This is a genomic window from Mangrovimonas sp. sgz306409, assembly GCF_059735265.1.
Genome location: NZ_JCAPEU010000007.1, coordinates 71,515 through 90,239, shown reverse-complemented (window position 1 = coordinate 90,239; position 18,725 = coordinate 71,515). Strand labels below are relative to the sequence as shown.

The 18,725-nt window shown below is 38.8% G+C and carries 15 protein-coding genes; 6 read left to right on the top strand and 9 right to left on the bottom strand.

The annotated features are described in order from the left end of the window. Positions 1-121: 121 nt before the first annotated feature. The 4 genes from AC6I5C_RS12605 to uvrA form a co-directional block, all read right to left on the bottom strand. Positions 122-2,881, bottom strand: a complete 2,760-nt coding sequence (locus AC6I5C_RS12605) for a gluzincin family metallopeptidase (RefSeq protein ID WP_497905455.1) — start codon at positions 2,879-2,881, stop codon at positions 122-124. Between the two features lie 313 nt (positions 2,882-3,194). After that, positions 3,195-3,881, bottom strand: coding sequence for an LOG family protein (locus AC6I5C_RS12600; RefSeq protein ID WP_053977164.1), 687 nt, complete (start codon positions 3,879-3,881; stop codon positions 3,195-3,197). A gap of 187 nt (positions 3,882-4,068) precedes the next feature. Then, a complete protein-coding gene (locus AC6I5C_RS12595) occupies positions 4,069-4,236 on the bottom strand; it encodes a lmo0937 family membrane protein (RefSeq protein WP_123812133.1) in 168 nt (55 codons plus the stop codon). A gap of 117 nt (positions 4,237-4,353) precedes the next feature. Next, positions 4,354-7,185 carry an excinuclease ABC subunit UvrA gene (gene uvrA, locus AC6I5C_RS12590; protein WP_497905454.1) on the bottom strand — a complete coding sequence of 944 codons (2,832 nt, stop codon included), beginning with the start codon at positions 7,183-7,185 and terminating at the stop codon, positions 4,354-4,356. Positions 7,186-7,450: 265 nt separating this feature from the next. Between uvrA and AC6I5C_RS12585 the strand changes: the two genes are divergently transcribed. Next, positions 7,451-7,978, top strand: coding sequence for a DUF8685 domain-containing protein (locus AC6I5C_RS12585; RefSeq protein ID WP_497905453.1), 528 nt, complete (start codon positions 7,451-7,453; stop codon positions 7,976-7,978). Positions 7,979-7,980: 2 nt separating this feature from the next. Here the strand turns inward: AC6I5C_RS12585 and AC6I5C_RS12580 are convergent, their stop codons facing one another. From AC6I5C_RS12580 to AC6I5C_RS12570, 3 genes are all read right to left on the bottom strand, one after another. Next, positions 7,981-8,682, bottom strand: coding sequence for a hypothetical protein (locus AC6I5C_RS12580; protein ID WP_497905452.1), 702 nt, complete (start codon positions 8,680-8,682; stop codon positions 7,981-7,983). A 156-nt stretch (positions 8,683-8,838) separates the two neighbouring features. After that, complete coding sequence (gene ggt, locus AC6I5C_RS12575) at positions 8,839-10,527, bottom strand: gamma-glutamyltransferase (protein WP_497905451.1); 1,689 nt, start codon at positions 10,525-10,527, stop codon at positions 8,839-8,841. Beyond that, on the bottom strand, positions 10,524-11,132 hold the full coding sequence (locus tag AC6I5C_RS12570) for an acyl carrier protein phosphodiesterase (RefSeq protein ID WP_497905450.1): 609 nt from the start codon (positions 11,130-11,132) through the stop codon (positions 10,524-10,526). The genes ggt and AC6I5C_RS12570 overlap by 4 nt, the downstream gene beginning before the upstream one ends. Positions 11,133-11,221: 89 nt before the next feature. Here AC6I5C_RS12570 and glmM point away from each other — a divergent pair, with 89 nt between their 5' ends. Continuing rightward, complete coding sequence (glmM, locus tag AC6I5C_RS12565) at positions 11,222-12,610, top strand: phosphoglucosamine mutase (RefSeq protein ID WP_497905449.1); 1,389 nt, start codon at positions 11,222-11,224, stop codon at positions 12,608-12,610. Between the two features lie 54 nt (positions 12,611-12,664). Here the strand turns inward: glmM and AC6I5C_RS12560 are convergent, their stop codons facing one another. Beyond that, complete coding sequence (locus AC6I5C_RS12560) at positions 12,665-13,558, bottom strand: lysophospholipid acyltransferase family protein (protein ID WP_497905448.1); 894 nt, start codon at positions 13,556-13,558, stop codon at positions 12,665-12,667. 62 nt (positions 13,559-13,620) lie between these two features. Here AC6I5C_RS12560 and AC6I5C_RS12555 point away from each other — a divergent pair, with 62 nt between their 5' ends. Further along, complete coding sequence (locus AC6I5C_RS12555) at positions 13,621-14,268, top strand: rhomboid family intramembrane serine protease (RefSeq protein ID WP_497905447.1); 648 nt, start codon at positions 13,621-13,623, stop codon at positions 14,266-14,268. 58 nt (positions 14,269-14,326) lie between these two features. On the opposite strand, the gene AC6I5C_RS12550 is transcribed toward AC6I5C_RS12555, so the two are convergent. Further along, positions 14,327-15,466, bottom strand: coding sequence for a redoxin domain-containing protein (locus tag AC6I5C_RS12550; protein ID WP_497905446.1), 1,140 nt, complete (start codon positions 15,464-15,466; stop codon positions 14,327-14,329). 143 nt (positions 15,467-15,609) lie between these two features. Between AC6I5C_RS12550 and mnmE the strand changes: the two genes are divergently transcribed. From mnmE to AC6I5C_RS12535, 3 genes are all read left to right on the top strand, one after another. Beyond that, positions 15,610-16,998, top strand: a complete 1,389-nt coding sequence (mnmE, locus tag AC6I5C_RS12545) for a tRNA uridine-5-carboxymethylaminomethyl(34) synthesis GTPase MnmE (protein ID WP_497905445.1) — start codon at positions 15,610-15,612, stop codon at positions 16,996-16,998. Positions 16,999-17,138: 140 nt separating this feature from the next. After that, positions 17,139-17,450: a hypothetical protein gene (locus AC6I5C_RS12540; RefSeq protein ID WP_497905444.1), complete on the top strand. Its 312-nt coding sequence runs from the start codon at positions 17,139-17,141 to the stop codon at positions 17,448-17,450. Positions 17,451-17,659: 209 nt separating this feature from the next. Further along, positions 17,660-18,697 (top strand): helix-turn-helix domain-containing protein, encoded by a 1,038-nt coding sequence (locus tag AC6I5C_RS12535; protein ID WP_497905443.1) that lies wholly within the window; start codon positions 17,660-17,662, stop codon positions 18,695-18,697. The last annotated feature ends 28 nt before the right edge of the window (positions 18,698-18,725 follow it).

Here is an 18,725-nt window from a genome sequence, read left to right as displayed (position 1 = left end):
ATCTTTCGAAGCTTTACAACGATGGAATGTGTTATAATTTTGATGATTTGATAAGAAAAATACTCTTTTTTTGTAAAATAATTATAATAATGCAAAAAATAGCATTTTCGCTGAGAAATCGCTAAAACCACCTTCTGCGGAACAGTCCTAGAAGCGCTTTAGGGTCTACCGTAAACTTGAAGCGAATTTTTTGGTCGTATTTCGGTTGGCCGACTTCCCATCCTAAATTGGAATAGATGGGGAAGTAGATTTCAAAATAATCGGTGACCAAATCGAGTTTGATACCCGAATCGTAGACAAATTCGGCATTGTTGTATTTGTTTTTTACCACTCCCATGTCTCCATAGGCCTCAATATAGCGCCAAATGGTGGTACTCAGATTCATGGTTGCCATCCATTGGTTGGCAAATGCCGGATCCAATTTCGATTTAAAACCTCCTTCCGCAATGATAATTTGCTGACTGAAAATCCCCGATTGCTCCGAACGTCCCAAATAATCATAATCAAAAAGGTAGTCCGTCGGTCTATCTAATGCAAAACTAAAATAATCGGAATCATCTGCGTTGTTATTGTAGATAAAAGTTCCGGCAAAGAATCTTAGATTTAATTGGCGGTTGTTTTGGTAAAGCTTTCTGTACTCATAATTCACGGCCAACTTTCCAAATTTATCAGCCAATTGAAAATCGGTATACCATTTGGAATAGTTCACCAAACCTGGGTTAGCGTAGATGTAGCGTATATTGAAAACACCATAATCCGGCGTTTCGGAGGGTACTACTAAAGGATCGTTATAGGTTCTTGAAATATCTACATAGCGCATGTTGACATATTGCGATTGGTTGGATCTAAAGTTCTTGTCATCCCTAAAACTAAAGGTTAGAGAGGGAGTGAAAATAGACACAAAGGCATCTTTAGCAAAGGACGAATAGCTAGAATATAAGCCGTATGTAATGTTGTATAAATCCTGATTTTCCAAATTATGAGTATAGGATACGGATGCGGATCCCGTTAAAATATTGGAATGGGTAGCGTATTTAGGTGAAAACTTATAGTTAAGACGCTTTCGCAATAAGGTTTTGTTGTAGAGTTTGGTACCAAGGGTTAACCCATCGTAAATGTTGCGGTATTCAATAATTGGCATCACGAATACTTGGTTGTAATTAGGATCTTCAATATCCTTGAATAGGCGAATTTGCAAAGGTTTGTTATTAAAAAACCAGCCTTTGGAAGATTTCCAATTGTCTCTTAGGTTGATTTCAGGGATAACTTTATCATAGTTAAGTACCAATTTGTCAATACTGTCTTCTGGAATTTTAATGGTCCTGCTGCCATGAATATTCTCAATCCAAGTTTTGGAAAGCACACTGTCCTCTGCCATAGTAAAAAAGGATACCGGCATCGAGTTATGCCGTTTGTTTTTTATGGTCAGGCTTATCGAATCATTTTCGCGTTTTACATTTTTGATTTTAAAATCAATTTTCTTCCTTGTATTGATGTAGTCTTCAAAGAACCAATCAATGTCTTTGGAGGTGTTTTGTTTCAATAGGGCTTCAAAATCTTTGGAATAAGAAAGCTGTTCATGATGTGCTTCAAAATATTGGCTAATGGTTTGGTCCAAAATTTCAGGTTGGATAAAATCTCCCAAATACTTTAGACCAACTCCTGCTTTATATTTACCTGCAATATTCGCATTGAATTTTAATAGGGAATCTTTGGGCATGGTAAGTGGTTGATCTCTATTGGTACGTGCCATTTGCATGAAAAACAGGTTGTACTGATCGTTGTACTTAAGGTCTGAAGCGTGAAAAGCCCGGATTCCCCAAATGTCTGCCAACATCCCGAGAAATTTCATGTCTGGGTAATACTCTTCAATATATTTCATCAAGAAGTACACTTGCAATCCATCCTTAAACCAATAATCATCCCTTGGATTAAGCAATAAGGTGTTTTCAAGATAATTGTTCAGGGCTGTTTTTAATAATTTCAATTCGTACTGAAATCCATCGGGGAAAGGTCGAATAAAGTTTGGCAACTGGTTGAGTCCGTAAAGCGGATTCTTTTTATACTCGATTTCTGTAAGTAAAAGGCGCTCATGTGGATATGGAATCATGTTCTCACTCATAAAGTTGACAATTTTGTCCACAACCAAGGCTCTTTCATGAGGTTTTAGCCCGCCATCATCAATGTTGGTAACCACCGTGACATTATTGGCTTTTACATATTTGTAATTGGGGAATTTCGTCAGAACAAAATTGGTGTTTACCCTGTTTTTACCATTCAAAATTACGGTTTGTGTAGAGTCTGTTTGTTTTAAAGAAATGGTATTAAGTTCAGAAATCAAGGCATAGTTTCTAGGGTGCACTACTTCCAAGGTTATTTCGGCAGGTGGCGTATAGAAATCATCCAAGTTTTTATTGCTGTAATAATGCCATTCGCCATCATATACGGCTGGTGCCAAATACCAATACTTCAGATTGAAATCCATACCGTCGGAGACCCCATAACCTGTAAAAGTGTTATTAGGAACCAGTAGGTTGTAATGTAATATAATAGTGTAGTTTTCGCCGGGAGGCAAAGGCGTATTCAAGTCTATTTTTAAAACATCCAGATGGTCTTTTATTCTATCGTAAGGCAACTCAACACCCAAGGTGTCCTTTACCGAAGTTACAATGGTATAACCACGTTGGTCGCTTTTGGCAAAGTGGAACTTGTTATTGAATTCTTCCGTAAAACGAGTGGCCAAAGCTGTGTTTTTGGTAGAATAACTATTGTTCCAGTCGTTTAGGTAGATGGTTTTTAAGGTGTCCTTTGAGGTATTCTTCCAAGCAATGTACTGCTTAATTTGAATGGTTTTGTTGGGAACATCGAAAATGGCTTGCATCTCAATTTTGTTTTGAGAAAAAGCGGAGGTGCTAATCAAGAGCACGAGAATGAGTTTGAAATGTATTTTCAATGTGCTAGAACAATCATTAATCGGCTTGCCAAAGGCACAAAACATGACAAAAGGCAAGTTACTTTACTAACGTATTTTTTTTAATTATAGTTTTTTGGAGAGTTACAAAGCGCCCTGCATCCTTCCATATAAAACATAATATTACAAAGTTTTATGTGAAAAGAAAACCTTTAATATCATAGATTTAATGTTGAAACCTGTGGTTTTTGTTATGTTGTTTTGATACAGGGAGTTAAGTGTGTTAGAAATTTGGACTCAAGTTGAATTCTTGGTAGAATTCATCTAGAATATCAATAACTTCTTCCGGGGTGTCCACAATATGAAAAAGGTCTAAATCTTCAGGGCTGATGTTGCCAGCTTCCAAAAGGGTAGATTTGATCCAATCCATGAGGCCGTTCCAAAATTCGCTCACCACCAAAATAATGGGGAAACGCTCAATTTTATGGGTTTGGATAAGGGTGATGGATTCAAACAATTCATCCAAAGTCCCGAAACCTCCGGGCATCACTACAAAGCCCTGCGAGTATTTTACAAACATGACCTTTCGCACGAAGAAATAGTCAAAATCCAAACTCTTATCAGAATCAATATAAGGGTTGTCATGTTGTTCGAACGGTAATTCTATGTTGAGTCCTACCGAAGTGCCTCCGGCAATATGGGCACCTTTGTTCCCGGCTTCCATAATACCAGGGCCACCACCTGTAATGATACCGTAGCCTTGGTTGACAATTTTCTCGGCAATGTTTTCGGCTAGTTTATAGTATTTATGGTCTGGTTTTGTTCGGGCCGATCCAAAGATGGATACACAGGGACCTATAAGGCTTAACTTTTCGTAGCCATTAACAAATTCCCCCATGATTTTAAAAATGGCCCATGAATCATTGGTTTTTATCTCGTTCCATCGTCTGTGATGTTGTTCTCTGGTCATATTTGAAATTTTAAAAAGGTATCAGGGCGTTGTACTCAAAATTCTTAAAACTGCCCTTTTTTAAGGATTTCAAGATACAAATTAAAATTTGGTAAGCATGTTAAATGGGAGTGACTTTACGGTAAAAAAAGAGGCGGAATGAATTCCGCCTTTTCTTAATTTGAAAGTTATTTATATAAAGATGTTTCTATAATGGTTTCCTGCCCGAGATGATGTTGTAAAGAATTGCGATAACGGCAATAACGAGCAAAATATGGATTAAGCTACTGGTTCCAATTCCTTCCACGATCCCGAAAAATCCCAGAATCCAAACAAGGATACAAATAACGGCAACAAGCCAAAGTATACTTCTCATAATAGTTGTGGTTTTGATGTTATGATACTAATATACTAAAGAAATTTCCTAAATAATAGTAAAATGTTGATTTTTACTAGTTTAAATTGTTAAAAACTAATTTTTTATCAAAAAATATTACTCCAATTCTTTCTTAAGAAACCTGGCTGTATGGCTTTTTTTGTTTTTGATAATCTCTTCAGGAGTACCTTCCGCAATAATTTGTCCGCCACCTTTTCCGCCTTCATAACCCACATCGATAATATGGTCCACGGTTTTAATGACATCCAAGTTATGTTCTATAATCAGTACGGTGTTGCCTTTGTCAACCAATTTGTTAAGTACCAGCATCAACACACGGATATCTTCAAAATGCAATCCTGTAGTAGGTTCATCCAAAATGTAGAAGGTGTTACCGGTGTCCCGTTTGCTTAATTCTGTAGCCAGTTTGATGCGTTGGGCTTCCCCTCCAGAAAGCGTGGTACTCTGTTGTCCCAATGTGATGTAGCCCAATCCAACATCCTGAATGGTTTTCAGTTTTTTATGGATTTTAGGAATATGCTCAAAGAAGTCTACAGCTTCATTAATGGTCATGTTCAAGACATCACTAATCGATTTGCCTTTGTAACGAATTTCTAGAGTTTCCCTGTTGAAACGCTTGCCTTGACAGGTTTCACATTCAACGTAAACATCAGGTAAAAAGTTCATTTCAATCACACGAAGTCCACCACCTTGGCAGGTTTCGCATCGGCCACCTTTCACATTAAAGCTAAAACGCCCAGGTTTGTAGCCGCGAATCATGGCTTCCGGCACTTTGGCAAATAAACTACGTATTTCGCTAAAGGTTCCAGTGTAAGTCGCAGGATTACTTCTCGGGGTACGCCCAATAGGGGATTGGTTGATATCGATAACTTTGTCAATATGCTCCAATCCTTTGATGCTTTTGTAAGGCATCGGTTTTTTAACCCCGTTAAAATAATGGGCATTCATAATGGGGTAGAGGGTTTCGTTGATCAAGGTGGATTTTCCACTTCCTGACACCCCCGTAACACCTATCATTTTTCCTAGAGGAAAGGTTACCGATACATTTTTGAGGTTGTTTCCTGTGCAGCCTTTTAATTCGATGGATTTTCCGTTGCCTTTACGGCGCTTTTTAGGAATTTCAATCTGTTTGCAGCCGTTTAGATAATCGGCGGTAAGGGTGTGATGGGTTTTGAGTTCTTCGGGAGTTCCAATACTAATGATTTCCCCTCCGTGTTTTCCTGCTTTCGGACCAATATCGATTACATAATCGGCGCGTTCTATCATGTCCTTATCATGTTCTACCACAATAACAGAATTACCTATATCTCTTAGTGACACCAAGGAATTGATCAATTTTTCGTTGTCACGTTGGTGCAATCCTATACTAGGTTCATCCAAGATATAAAGCACCCCTACCAATTGAGAACCTATTTGTGTGGCCAAGCGAATACGCTGTGCCTCGCCTCCAGAAAGCGATTTTGAGCTGCGGTTTAGGGAAAGGTAATCCAGTCCCACATCCAATAAAAACTGAAGTCGGGCCTTGATTTCCTTGATAATTTCTTCTGAAATTTTAAGCTGCTTGTCACTAAGGTGATTATGTAAATCGGCAAACCATTGGGACAGATCTACAATGTCCTTATGTGCCAAATCGGCAATGCTCAATCCGTTGACCTTGAAGTATAGGGATTCTTTTCTCAGTCGAGACCCTTCACATTCGTCACAAACCACCTTGTCCATGTATTCCTTGGCCCATCTTTTCAAGGAAGTCGAATCGGAATTATGGTACTGACTTTCTATAAATTTAGCAACCCCTTCAAAATCGATTTTGTAATCGCGGGTCACGCCTAATGTTTTACTTTGAATGGAGAATTTTTCATTGCCTCCATAAAGAATCATTTGTTTGGCTTCGTCAGGGATGTCCTTGTAAGGTGTGTTAAGGTCGAAATTGAAGCGTTGTCCAATAACTTCCAATTGTTTGAAAATCCAACTGTTTTTTTGAGGTCCATGAGGAGCTAAAGCGCCATTTTTAATGGAGAGTGTATCGTCTGGAACAATTTTCCTTTCATTGACTTGATACAGTCTGCCAATCCCATTGCACTTTGGACAGGCACCTTTAGGTGAGTTGAATGAAAAGTTGTTGGGTTCTGGATTGGGGTAAGAAATACCAGAAGAAGGACACATTAAATTTCTACTGAAATAACGCGCTTCCTGAGTGTCTTGGTCCAAAATCATCAAGACATCATCACCATGGTACATGGCCGTATTGATAGTTTCTGTTAAGCGTTTATCGTTATCGGCTGAAGCATCAATTTTCAATCGGTCAATGACAATCTCAATATCGTGCGTTTTGTATCGGTCAAGTTTCATGCCTTTTACAAGGTCCTTGATTTCACCATCGGTGCGTACTTTTACAAAGCCTTGTTTGGCAATCTGTTCAAACAACTCGCGGTAGTGTCCTTTTCGCGATCTGATGACAGGCGCCAAAATATTGATGCGTTTGCCTTCGTAACTTTCTGTGATAAGTGCTTTGATTTGCTCATCACTATAGCTCACCATTTTTTCACCAGTGTTGTAGCTATAGGCATCACTAGCCCTGGCAAAAAGCAATCTCAAGAAATCATAGATTTCGGTAATAGTTCCCACGGTGGATCTTGGCGATTTACTGGTGGTTTTTTGCTCTATGGCAATCACAGGGGAAAGGCCGTCGATCTTATCTACATCCGGACGTTCCAAACCTCCCAAGAACTGGCGGGCATAGGCCGAAAAGGTCTCAATATAGCGACGCTGTCCTTCGGCATAAATGGTGTCGAAAGCCAAAGACGACTTTCCACTTCCAGAAAGTCCCGTTATGACTACCAACTGTTCCCTGGGGATGGTAACATCGATGTTTTTTAAATTGTGCACTCGGGCACCCTTAACTTCAATATGTTCTTCAAATGCGCTCATAAAATTGGCAAAGTTGCAAAGGTACAGATTATGAACTGAAAAAGGAAGTATCCCTTATTTTGTATACTGTTAATTATTGTAAAACTGAGGTAGATAAGTTATGTTTTTAAAGCCAATTAAAACAGTGAAAAACTACTGTGTTTAGGTTTAAAACTCTTAGAAAATGCTTCAAAAATTGTTATACTTGTGCTGGTGCATTGTTAATGTGTCAACTGTATTTAAAAATTAATCAAAACCTGTAAAACCAGGTCAAAAAATAAAGCATATGAAATTATTGGGAATAGGGTCTAGGATAGACCATCCAGAATTGGGAAAAGGGGTCGTGACCAACGTAACTTCCAAGCACTATTGGGTGACTTTTATTGAAAATGGATTGGAAACGATTGATTTGGATAGTGAGTTTGAAATCATCGAAGCTATGGAAGATGATGTGGACACCATTAGTTTTGCTGAAGTAGAGAGTAGCTTGGTGCAAATTTTAAAACGTTGGAGCGATGTGACCGAAGTGGTGCCTATTGGTGATAAATGGAAAGGAGGGACCATGATTTTGAAACCAGAAGATAGTTCGTTACAAAGTAAGGAAATCCCTATTGATAGTTTTTTTCATAAAATCACCATGGTGCGTGATCGCTTGCGAGTAATGGAACAAAAGATTAACAGTAGTAATTTGGATGAGGGCGAAAAGATAGATTTACAGCAATACATTACCCGTATTTATGGCAGCTTAACGACCTTTAATGTGTTGTTTAAGTTGAAGAATCATCAGTTCGTTGGTCAGAAATCTGCCAAGTAGGGTTATTTGGTAGCCGTAATATGGTTAAGTTGGATTCCAAATACCAAGAATTTGTGAAAGGTAGGCAATTGGGCCCCACTTTCGGTGGTGGTCCAATCTTTCCATGACATTTCAATGCCTCCAAAAGGAAGTTTGTTGGTCCACATTTTTAAGCTTTTTGGGACGTTGTTGGCCTCTAGCTTCCAAACATAGGATTCTTTGGGGGAATAGGTGGCCATGAGCCCTTTACTGCCATCTTCCAAAGTTACAATACTTCTGGTAACGCCTTCATCAAAAATGGTGTAGGGAGCAACCAACCAAAACGAATCATTTTCAAAATATGAAATAGCGTCTTCCAAAAGGTCATTGCCTGTGTCTCCGTCAACCTGGAAATTATGGACATAGCATTTGCTTTTGCTATAATCGGAAAGATTGAGGTCTACTTTGTAGTCTTTCCAGTAAACCGTACAGCTACCTTCCTTTTTTTTCCATTTGTAATGTCGACGTTTCTTGTGGGTCCACTCAATAAAGTTTGTTTCTTCGTATGCTTCATGATTAAGTGCGTCCAACATATTTTTTGCCATAATATCGGCAGCTTCACTTTGGGACGCTACAGGCAAAGGTTCGCCATATTTAAAGTAGGCGAAACCAAAGAGCAAGAGGCTAGGCAAAGTAAAAAAGATGATGACACCTAAGATTATTTTTAAGGGCTTGCTCAATCGCATACACGTTGGTTTTAATCTTTACTAGAGATTTTAAGGTTTTGAGGCATATCTCGGAATTCCCTACTTAGAAGACTATTTCTGAAGCAGTTTTCTTTTAAATGTAATAGTTTTTTTTGATTGTTTTAAATTAATACGCTCAGCATCCAAATGCATCGATTAATAACCGGCCGCTGTATCGTCTCCTCTATGGTCGGCTCCGCCTTCCAAATTACCGTTGTCAAGGACTAAAATTGCATCAACCCTAGCGGAGATTGGTGGCGCCGTTTCATTGATAGGATAGCCTTGTGCTTCGAGTTGGTTTTTAAGTGTTTCAGGAAATAAATTCACCTCCATTCTAATTTCATCTGGCAACCATTGGTGGTGAAAACGCGGGGCATCTACAGCCTGTTGCATACCCATGCCAAATTCCTCAACGTTTAAAATAGTCTGTAACACCGAAGTAATGATGGTGGAGCCTCCTGGTGTTCCCAACACCATAAACAGTTTTCCATTTTTTTCTATAATGGTTGGAGTCATGGCACTTAACATCCGTTTTTGAGGTGCAATGCTGTTGGCTTCGGCCCCCAAGAGGCCATAGCTGTTGGGAACTCCTGGCTTGCTGCTAAAATCATCCATTTCGTTGTTTAGGAAAAAACCAAGTTCATCCACATAGAGTTTGGAGCCATATGCCCCGTTAAGGGTAGTGGTGACCGATACCGCATTTCCAAAAGCATCTACAATAGAATAATGAGTAGTTTCATTACTACCAAAACCGGCAATAGTACCATAGGAAAGCGCTTCAGATTTGGTGGGAGTTTCAAAAGAGAAATTGGCCATGCGTTCTTTTAAATAGTCGGTATCCAAAAGCGTTTCGGTTGGAATCTCAACAAAATCGGGATCTCCCAAATAAAAACTTCTATCGGCATAGGCTCGTCGTTCGGCTTCAACCAAAACTTGAATGGTTTTTAGGGAATTATGTCCATAAGATTTAAGATCGAAGGGCTCTACCATTTTCATGATTTGTCCCAAACAAATACCGCCGCTGGATGGAGGAGACATGGAGGTAATCTGTAAATCTTTATACCGAAATGTAATGGGATCACGCCACTTGGCTTCGTAAAGCGCTAAATCTTCCATGGTGATGACACCTCCCTTTTCCTGCATAAAATTGACCAAATGTTTTGCTGTTTGGCCTTCGTAGAATTCTTTTTTGCCATTTTGGGCAATGCGTTCCAAAGTTTTGGCGAGGGCTAGATTTTTAATGGTATCTCCAGCTTTAATAGACGATGAAAACAAGATGTCTTTTCCGTTTACAGCTTTAAAAATACTGTCGTAGGTATCGAAGCGTTCTTCTTGGTATTTGGTGACCTTAAATCCTTTTTTTGCCAGCTCAATCACAGGATCCAAAATGTCTTTTACAGGAAGTGAACCAAACTTTTCGTGAGCGGCAAATAGTCCTGCCACGGTGCCGGGTACTCCAACAGCAAAAGCGCCAACCGTACTTTTGTTGGCAATAACATTTCCTAAGGAGTCTAAATACATATCCCTAGAGGCTGCTAAAGGGGCTTTTTCACGAAAATCCAAAGCACCTGTTTCTCCATTGTTCAATCGGTAGACCATAAAGCCGCCACCACCTAAATTTCCTGCATAGGGAAAGGTGACTGCCAAAGCGATTTCGGTAGCCATCATAGCATCGAAGGCATTACCGCCTTTCTTTAGAATGTCTACACCAATTTTGGATGCTTCCTCTCTTGCGGAGACCACCATGACATTTTCGGTAATCAGTCCTTTTGGGGGATTTTTGGAAGCTTTAGTGCAGGAAAATATTGAAATACTAAGGAGTAAGTAGGGCAAAAGGTGTTTCATGGAGAAGGATAGTATTGTTGTTTCAATTGATGGAGCTTATCGATAGAAAAAGCCCTAAGTTCCTCAAAGAACTCAGTGAATTCAGTTTCAAATTCAGTGTAATATAGTTTCAGTTCGTAGGTGGCCGTATGCATCCCGGATTTATGGTTGGTTCGTCTGTTCATACCGTTCAAAACCCGCTGTATACCTTCAATTTTGGCATAGCTCAATAACCAGTTATCAGCAATCATATAGGGAGTTAAATGTTTTATCCTAGAGGTGAGCAATTCTCCATTGTTGGAAAGGCTGTCATAAAAATCATCTACAAAAACGCTCAAAGGCGTATCGGAATATCGAGTCCAATTTCGGGCCAAAAAATGATCATAAAGAATGTCCACAATCACACTGCTGTAGTGGCTGTAATTAGGGTGCAAGCGTTTGGTGCTCTGTCTCACAATGGGGTGCGAGTCTGTAAAGGTGTCGATTTCGCGGTGCAGTAAAATACCAATTTGAATGTCTGTAGGGAAACTTTTGTATTGGGAACCCTTGATACCATCAGCCATAAAATTACCAATGCGGATAAGTTCATCGTCCCCAGAAAGATAGATATGTGCGAGAAAATTCATTAGGGTAATTTACAAATTAGAAGCGATACTTTGCCGATAGTTTTAAGAATTTGAATTGTTATCTTTGCTGAAATCAAGAATACAAACATATGACACTTATAAAATCAATTTCAGGAATTCGTGGTACCATAGGCGGTACAGTCGGTGATAATTTAACACCGATTGACGCCGTAAAATTTGCTTCGGCTTATGGTATTTGGCTCAAACAACAACGTCAAAAAGATCATCATACTGTGGTAGTTGGAAGAGATGCCAGAATTTCGGGAGACATGATTCAAAATTTGGTAATGAACACTTTGGTAGGGCTTGGGATCCATGTGGTGGACTTAGGCTTGTCAACCACCCCAACAGTGGAGGTAGCGGTGCCTTTGGAACATGCTGATGGAGGAATCATCCTTACGGCGAGTCATAACCCAAAACAATGGAATGCCCTAAAATTATTGAATGCCAAAGGAGAATTTTTAAATGGTGCCGAAGGTGCTAAAATTTTGGAAATTGCCGAACAGGACAGCATGACTTTTGCCGATGTGGACAGTTTAGGGTATATCACTAAAAACGATGCCTATATCGACATGCATATCGATGAGGTTTTGAAATTGAATTTGGCGGATGCCAATGCCATTAAGGCAGCTAAATTTAAAGTAGTTGTAGATGGTGTAAATTCAACGGGAGGAATAGCAGTTCCTTTATTGTTGGAGCGTTTGGGCGTGGAAACTGTAAAATTGTATTGTGAGCCTAATGGGCATTTCCCGCACAACCCAGAACCATTAAAAGAACATTTAACCGATCTTTCTGAAGCTGTGGTAAAAGAACATGCCGATTTGGGTATTGTGGTGGATCCAGATGTAGATCGTTTGGCCTTTATGGATGAGAGAGGCGAGATGTTTGGGGAGGAATATACCCTTGTAGCTTGTGCCGATTATGTGTTGGGTAAAACCCCTGGGAATACCGTAAGCAATATGAGTTCTACGCGAGCTTTGAATGATATTACCAAACAACACGGTGGGACCTATGAAGCCAGTGCTGTTGGGGAAGTGAACGTTGTGGAATTGATGAAGCAAAACAATGCTATTATTGGAGGCGAAGGTAATGGCGGCATCATTTACCCTGAACTACATTATGGGAGAGATGCTTTGGTGGGGATTGCTTTGTTCTTGAGTTTGTTGGCAGAAAAGAAACAGTCGGTTAGCGCTTTAAGAGCCTCTTATCCAAACTACTTTATGAGCAAAAAGAAAATAGAGTTGACACCAGAATTGGATGTGGATGCTATTTTGAAAACTATGGCAGAAACGTATTCCAATGAAAAAATCACCACTATTGATGGTGTAAAGATCGACTTTGCCAACTCATGGGTGCATTTAAGAAAAAGTAACACGGAGCCTATCATTAGAATCTATACCGAAGCGCCTTCACAAGAGGAAGCCGATACTTTAGCCGATAGATTTATTGCTGAAATCAAGGCAATTGCAAATAGCTAAAATCTTGTGTTTATATAAAATAAAAAGAGCTCCAATACGGAGCTCTTTTTATTTTTAGGATTGATATTCCTCAGGGACACTGTCTCGGTGTTTCCAACGCTTATGTGTCCACAAGTAGTATTCTGGGGCTTCTTCGATTTGTGCTTCTACCAACTTGAAATAATGGTCGGTAATATCATAATTATCGTATTCTTTTGGGTTTAGGGTAATGGTTTCAAAAGTGGTTTGGTAATACCCACGCTTGAGACGTTTCACCTTGAAGAAAACAACAGCGAGATCTAAACGTTTGGCCAGCATTTCTGCTCCTGTGTGCATAGGGACTTTTATCCCCATAAATTCTCCCCAATGAAAGGCTTTGCTAGGTTTTGGTGTTTGGTCGGCTACAAACCCACAAATAATCTGCTGCTTGTTGGCCTTGGCTTTTAATAATACCGGAATGGTTTCCTTGGTAGTGATGAGATAACTATTGTATTTGGCCCTAATTTCTTTGACCAATTTGTCAAAATATTTATTCTCCAAACGTTTGTAAACGGCATATCCCTTGACATCACAATAGGTTTGCAATACGAAAATCCATTCCCAACTTCCGTAATGGGCACACATTAAAGCAATACTTTTTCCATCGTCCACTGTATTTTGTATCAGGTCTACATTGGTAAAGGTGAAGCGTTTTCTCATTTCTTCCTCAGTAATCGACATCGATTTAAGGGCTTCTACAATCATATCACATAAATGATGGTAAAACTTCTTGGTAATGGTATTGATTTCTTCTTTGGATTTATTGGGGAATACCAAATTGAGATTTTCCTTTACTACTTTTTTACGGTAGCCCACAACGTAGTATAGTAGAACGAAAATACAGTCGGAGAGGGCGTAAAGGAGTCTAAAAGGGAGTTTGGAAATGAACCAGATAATTGGGTAAACCAAAATGTAGACAAGAAATTGCATTTTTTAGTATTAGATTTGCAAGAGCAAATATATGCTATAATATAAATATACCTCTTGAGTTTATGGATTTAAGTTTAGTGACCATCGTTATCATTGCGGCCAATGTAATTGTTTCTTATAAAGGTTTTGGCGATTACGGCTTTTTTGAACGCTATAAATTTAATGTAGGAGGCATCAAGAGGGGAGAGCAAATCAGGATGTTCAGTTCTGGGTTTTTACATGTGGATACTGCCCATTTATTGTTTAATATGCTTACTCTGTACTTTTTTGCCGATGTGGTAATTAGCTATCTGGGAAACCTTCATTTTATCATTATTTATATCAGTAGTTTGATTTTGGGAAGCTTGTTTTCTTTGTTTTTCCACAAGGATGAATATTATTACAGTGCTGTGGGAGCTAGTGGAGCGGTAACCGGTATTTTGTATTCTGCCATTTTGTTGAACCCGGGAATGAGTTTGTATATGTTTTTTATTCCTATTCCAATTCCAGCCTATCTTTTTGGGATTGGGTATCTATTGTATTCTATCTACGGAATGAAAAATAAGGTGGGTAATATTGGTCACGATGCCCATTTTGGTGGTGCAGTTGGAGGCTATCTGGTAACGCTTATTTTGATGCCTTCATTGCTACAGACCAATTTGCCGATGGTGTTACTATTGGCAGTTCCGATTATTATTCTGTATGTCATGCACAAAACAGGAAAATTATAGAACAAAAAAAGTCTTCAATAATGAAGACTTTTTTGTTTGTGTATGTTTTGCAAAGGACTTAATCCAAAAGCTCTGCAATTTTAGCTTCCAAAGCTGGACCTCTCAAGTTCTTGGCAACGATAATTCCATTTTCATCCAAAATGTAGGTAGATGGAATCGATCTGATGTTGTACTGTTGTGCCACTGGATCTTGGAAATACTTTAGGTTAGAAACATGGTTCCAAGTTAAATTGTCAGCTTCAATCGCTTGTAACCAACGGTCTTTTTGACCTTCTTTATCCAAGGACACGCCAATAATTTCTAAACCTTTGTCATGATATTTTTCATAGACCTTAACCACATTTGGGTTTTCTCTACGACAAGGACCACACCAAGATGCCCAAAAATCGATAATGGTAGCTTTACCTCTTAGGTCTTTCAAAGCAACCACATTACCATTGGTATCTGGAGCTGAAAATTCAGGTGCAGGTTTTCCTATTTCCAAATACGCAGTTTTAGCAGCCTCTTGTTCTTTTTGTTTGATTTTTCCGCCAACAACTACACCGTATTCAGAGTTTTTGATGTCAGCATCTAAGCCATTGTAAGCTTCGGTAAGTTTGGCTAAATCACTGTCTCTTCCTTGAATCAAGGATTCAATCAACAACAAAGAGAAGAAGGAAGGTTCTCCTGTTTTTAGGAAGTCGTATGGGTAGGTCTGCATTCTAGTAGTAAGCTCCGAAAGGTCTTTTCTGGCCTTTGCAATGGCAGCGGTATCTTTAGCCTGACTAGCTTTTCTGAAATCGGAAGTGATATTTTGACGCTCCATGGACATGGTTTTCATTGCCTCGTTGTAATCAGAAAATATTTCGTTGGAATGACTTCCGGTTACTTTGGAGGCATGCAGACTGTCCTTGTAAACAGTAGCTTCAAATAGGGCATTCTCCATTAAAATAGGTTTTAAGCCATTTACATTATCAATGGAAAGGAACCATAGTTTTGGAGAGCTGATAGCACCTTCAAATTTAAATTTACCATCCATTACCACGGCTGTATCCTGAGCTACGGGTCTTCCGCGATCGTCCATAGTATTTAGGTAAACCCTAATGCCATTGGTAATACCGTCTGCGGTTCCATCAATTACATAGCCATCGTGTTTCTCTGGCGATTTACATGCCGTAATAAGTAGGGAAAGAGATAATACACTAAGTATTTTTTTCATTGTTATTTATGTTTTTGAGTTGCACAAATATAGGAAGTCTGCCTTTAGAAAGTCAACCCTTTTATGGTGAAACCCTAAAGAAATGGTGTGCAATTGGGCAGAAACAGCAATTTTGCAATACATTTGTTTAAAAATTATCCATCATGTCTCATAATGATACTATAGTGGCTTTGGCCACGCCTTCGGGGAGTGGCGCCATTGCGGTGATCCGTTTATCTGGGCCGGAGGCCATTAATATTGCCTCAGGTGTGTTTCGATCTGTTTCTGGAAAGGAATTATCCAAACAGCGTACCCATACGGTTCATCTTGGTCATATTGTGGACAATGAAAAAGTGGTGGATGAAGCTTTGGTAACCATTTTTAAAAACCCAAACTCCTACACGGGAGAAGATGTTATTGAAGTGTCTTGCCACGGAAGTGTCTACATTCAGCAGGAAATCATCCAATTAATGTTGCGTCGTGGTTGTAGAATGGCCAATGCGGGAGAGTTTACCCTTAGGGCTTTTTTAAATGGTAAACTCGATTTAAGTCAAGCAGAAGCCGTAGCCGATTTAATAGCCAGTGACAACGAAGCGTCGCATCAAGTAGCCATGCAGCAGATGCGGGGTGGGTTTTCTTCGGAAATTGCTAAACTTCGTGAAGAACTGTTGAATTTTGCCTCTTTGATTGAATTGGAATTGGATTTTTCGGAAGAAGATGTAGAGTTTGCTGATAGAAGTCAGTTTAAGGAATTGGTGGAGCGCATTGTGTTTGTATTGAAACGACTAATCGATTCCTTTGCCGTTGGAAATGTGATCAAAAATGGGATTCCTGTAGCGATTGTAGGGGAGCCCAACGTTGGAAAGTCAACTTTGTTGAATGCGCTTTTAAATGAAGAACGCGCCATTGTAAGCGACATTGCTGGAACTACCAGAGACACTATTGAAGATGAAATTTCTATTGGCGGGATTGGTTTTAGGTTTATTGACACAGCTGGAATTCGAGATACGAAAGATGTGGTGGAAAGTATTGGGATTAAAAAGACCTTTGAAAAAATAGAGCAGGCTCAAGTAGTGATTTATTTGTTTGACAGTACGCAGTACCAAGAGCAAAGTGACAAGTTTAAGGTGGAACTTGAAAAAATCAAAAACAAATATCCACAAAAACCGCTGATTATTTTAGCCAATAAGGTGGATAAAATCGATGCCGAACAACAGGCCAAAATGAGAGCTGAAATCCCTGAAATACAAATGTTGTCAGCCAAAACGGGAGAAGGGGTAGAGGATTTGACCAAAAACCTTCTCGATTTGATCAATACAGGAGCGTTGCGAAATAACGAAACCATCGTTACGAATTCACGTCATTACGATGCCCTATTAAAGGCTTTTGAGGAAATCCAAAAGGTAAAATACGGTTTGGAAACAGGCTTGTCAGGTGATTTATTGGCCATTGATATACGCCAGGCCTTATATCACTTTGGAGAAATAACTGGGCAAGTTACCAATGATGAGTTGTTGGGTAATATTTTTGCTAATTTCTGTATCGGAAAGTAATTTTCTTGCCGCTTCAATTCAACATAAATTACTTTTTCTATGGGCAAGGTCCAATATTAAATTTTACTGCTGCCTGTAAACTTAACATTGCCCTTTTGTTAATTCAATGTATTTTTGCCAGCCTAAATTAACTAATCGTTATGAAAACCTTAGATACAGCGCTTTTAAATTTAATTACCTCAAAGATTTGCAATTTCGAAAAAATGGATAATATTGAGTTTTTGAAAGAGGATAGCAGTGAGGATTATCAATGTTTTAAAATGTCGTATTTCACCAACCCGAGTGGTGTTCATGTTTGCCGAGTGGAAGTTAATTTTAAAAAGGAGAAATTTTCTATAGGTGTTGAGGGGGATTCGTTTTTGGGAACCTTCAAGTTTTCTGAATCCAATCCAAATGACAAGGGTGCTGAGGCCTGTACATGCGAGACCGAGGAATTTAGTTTGTTTTGCTAATAATTGAAAGTATAATCATCATATAAAAAGCCGCTTAATTATAATTCGCGGCTTTTTTATTGCTTATTTCCAACGCTCAGTTAGTGGGGAACTATATTTTTGAAATCACATCAAAACTCAATTTTTTAGTTGTGGAGCGTTTTTGATAGCAACTATCCTAGGTTTCCTACTTTGGAATAAAAGGCTATCTTTAATATAAAAAGCAGTTAATGTTAACAACCATCCAAATTATTACCTTGCTCCAAGGAGTATTTTTACTCTTTGTACTTTTTAAAAATAAAGCAAAATATAGAAGAATTACGTTTTGGTTGTTCAGTTTGAGCATTGCTTCTGTACTACTGTTTATCATAGGTGATGACGACAATAATCTCTTTCAGGAACAGGCCAACTGGTTCCTGTTTGATGCTTCACTTTTTATCACATTTTTATTTCTGTTTTTTAGGTATTATAAGTCGGGAAAGGAAGTGTTCGATAGGAGAGACCTGCTCTTTTTTATTCCTAACATGTTGTATTTCGCCATAGAAATAATAGAAAAGCTAGGTCTTGAAGGGCATGTGTTTTTGGAAGTAGCGGAGTTTGTTGTAGAACTCTCTTTTTTAAGCTATTTGGTTTATATCCTATACGACCTTTTTAAGAATAAAAGCAACTATTGGATTCTGTATACGGCCATTCCAATCGTGCTTATTTTAAGTTTGAAATACATCAATGAATTTTTAATGCCCTTGGGAAAGGCACCAATATTCAATTTAAATAATTCTGATTTTAGTAGTTATTTGCTCATTGTCATGGCTTTTTTGTTTTATGTCATTACGTTTTATTTTATCACTTCTCCAAAAGAGTTGTTGCCCACCGAAAAGCAGAAAAAATACAAAACCTCCAATCTTAATGACAAACTTATAGAACAGCATAAAACAGCCCTGATACATGCTATGGAGAAGGATAAACTTTACACAGATCCTAAATTGTCTATTCATAAGCTGTCTGAAGAACTCCAGATTCCTCGTCAATATATTTCAGAAGTACTCAATCTTCATTTGGAGAAAAGTTTTCTGGATTTTATAAATGAATACCGTGTTGAGGAGTTCATAAAAAGGCTTCAAGACGACCAGTATGCTCATCTAACACTCTTGGGCATTGCTAATGAGGTGGGATTTAATTCGAAATCGACCTTCAATGCTACATTCAAGAAAATTAAAGGAATAACCCCTTCGGAATACAAAAACTCCCTTCAGCAAAACGTCCAATAGGTCCAATATAATTAGTCTGGACATCATT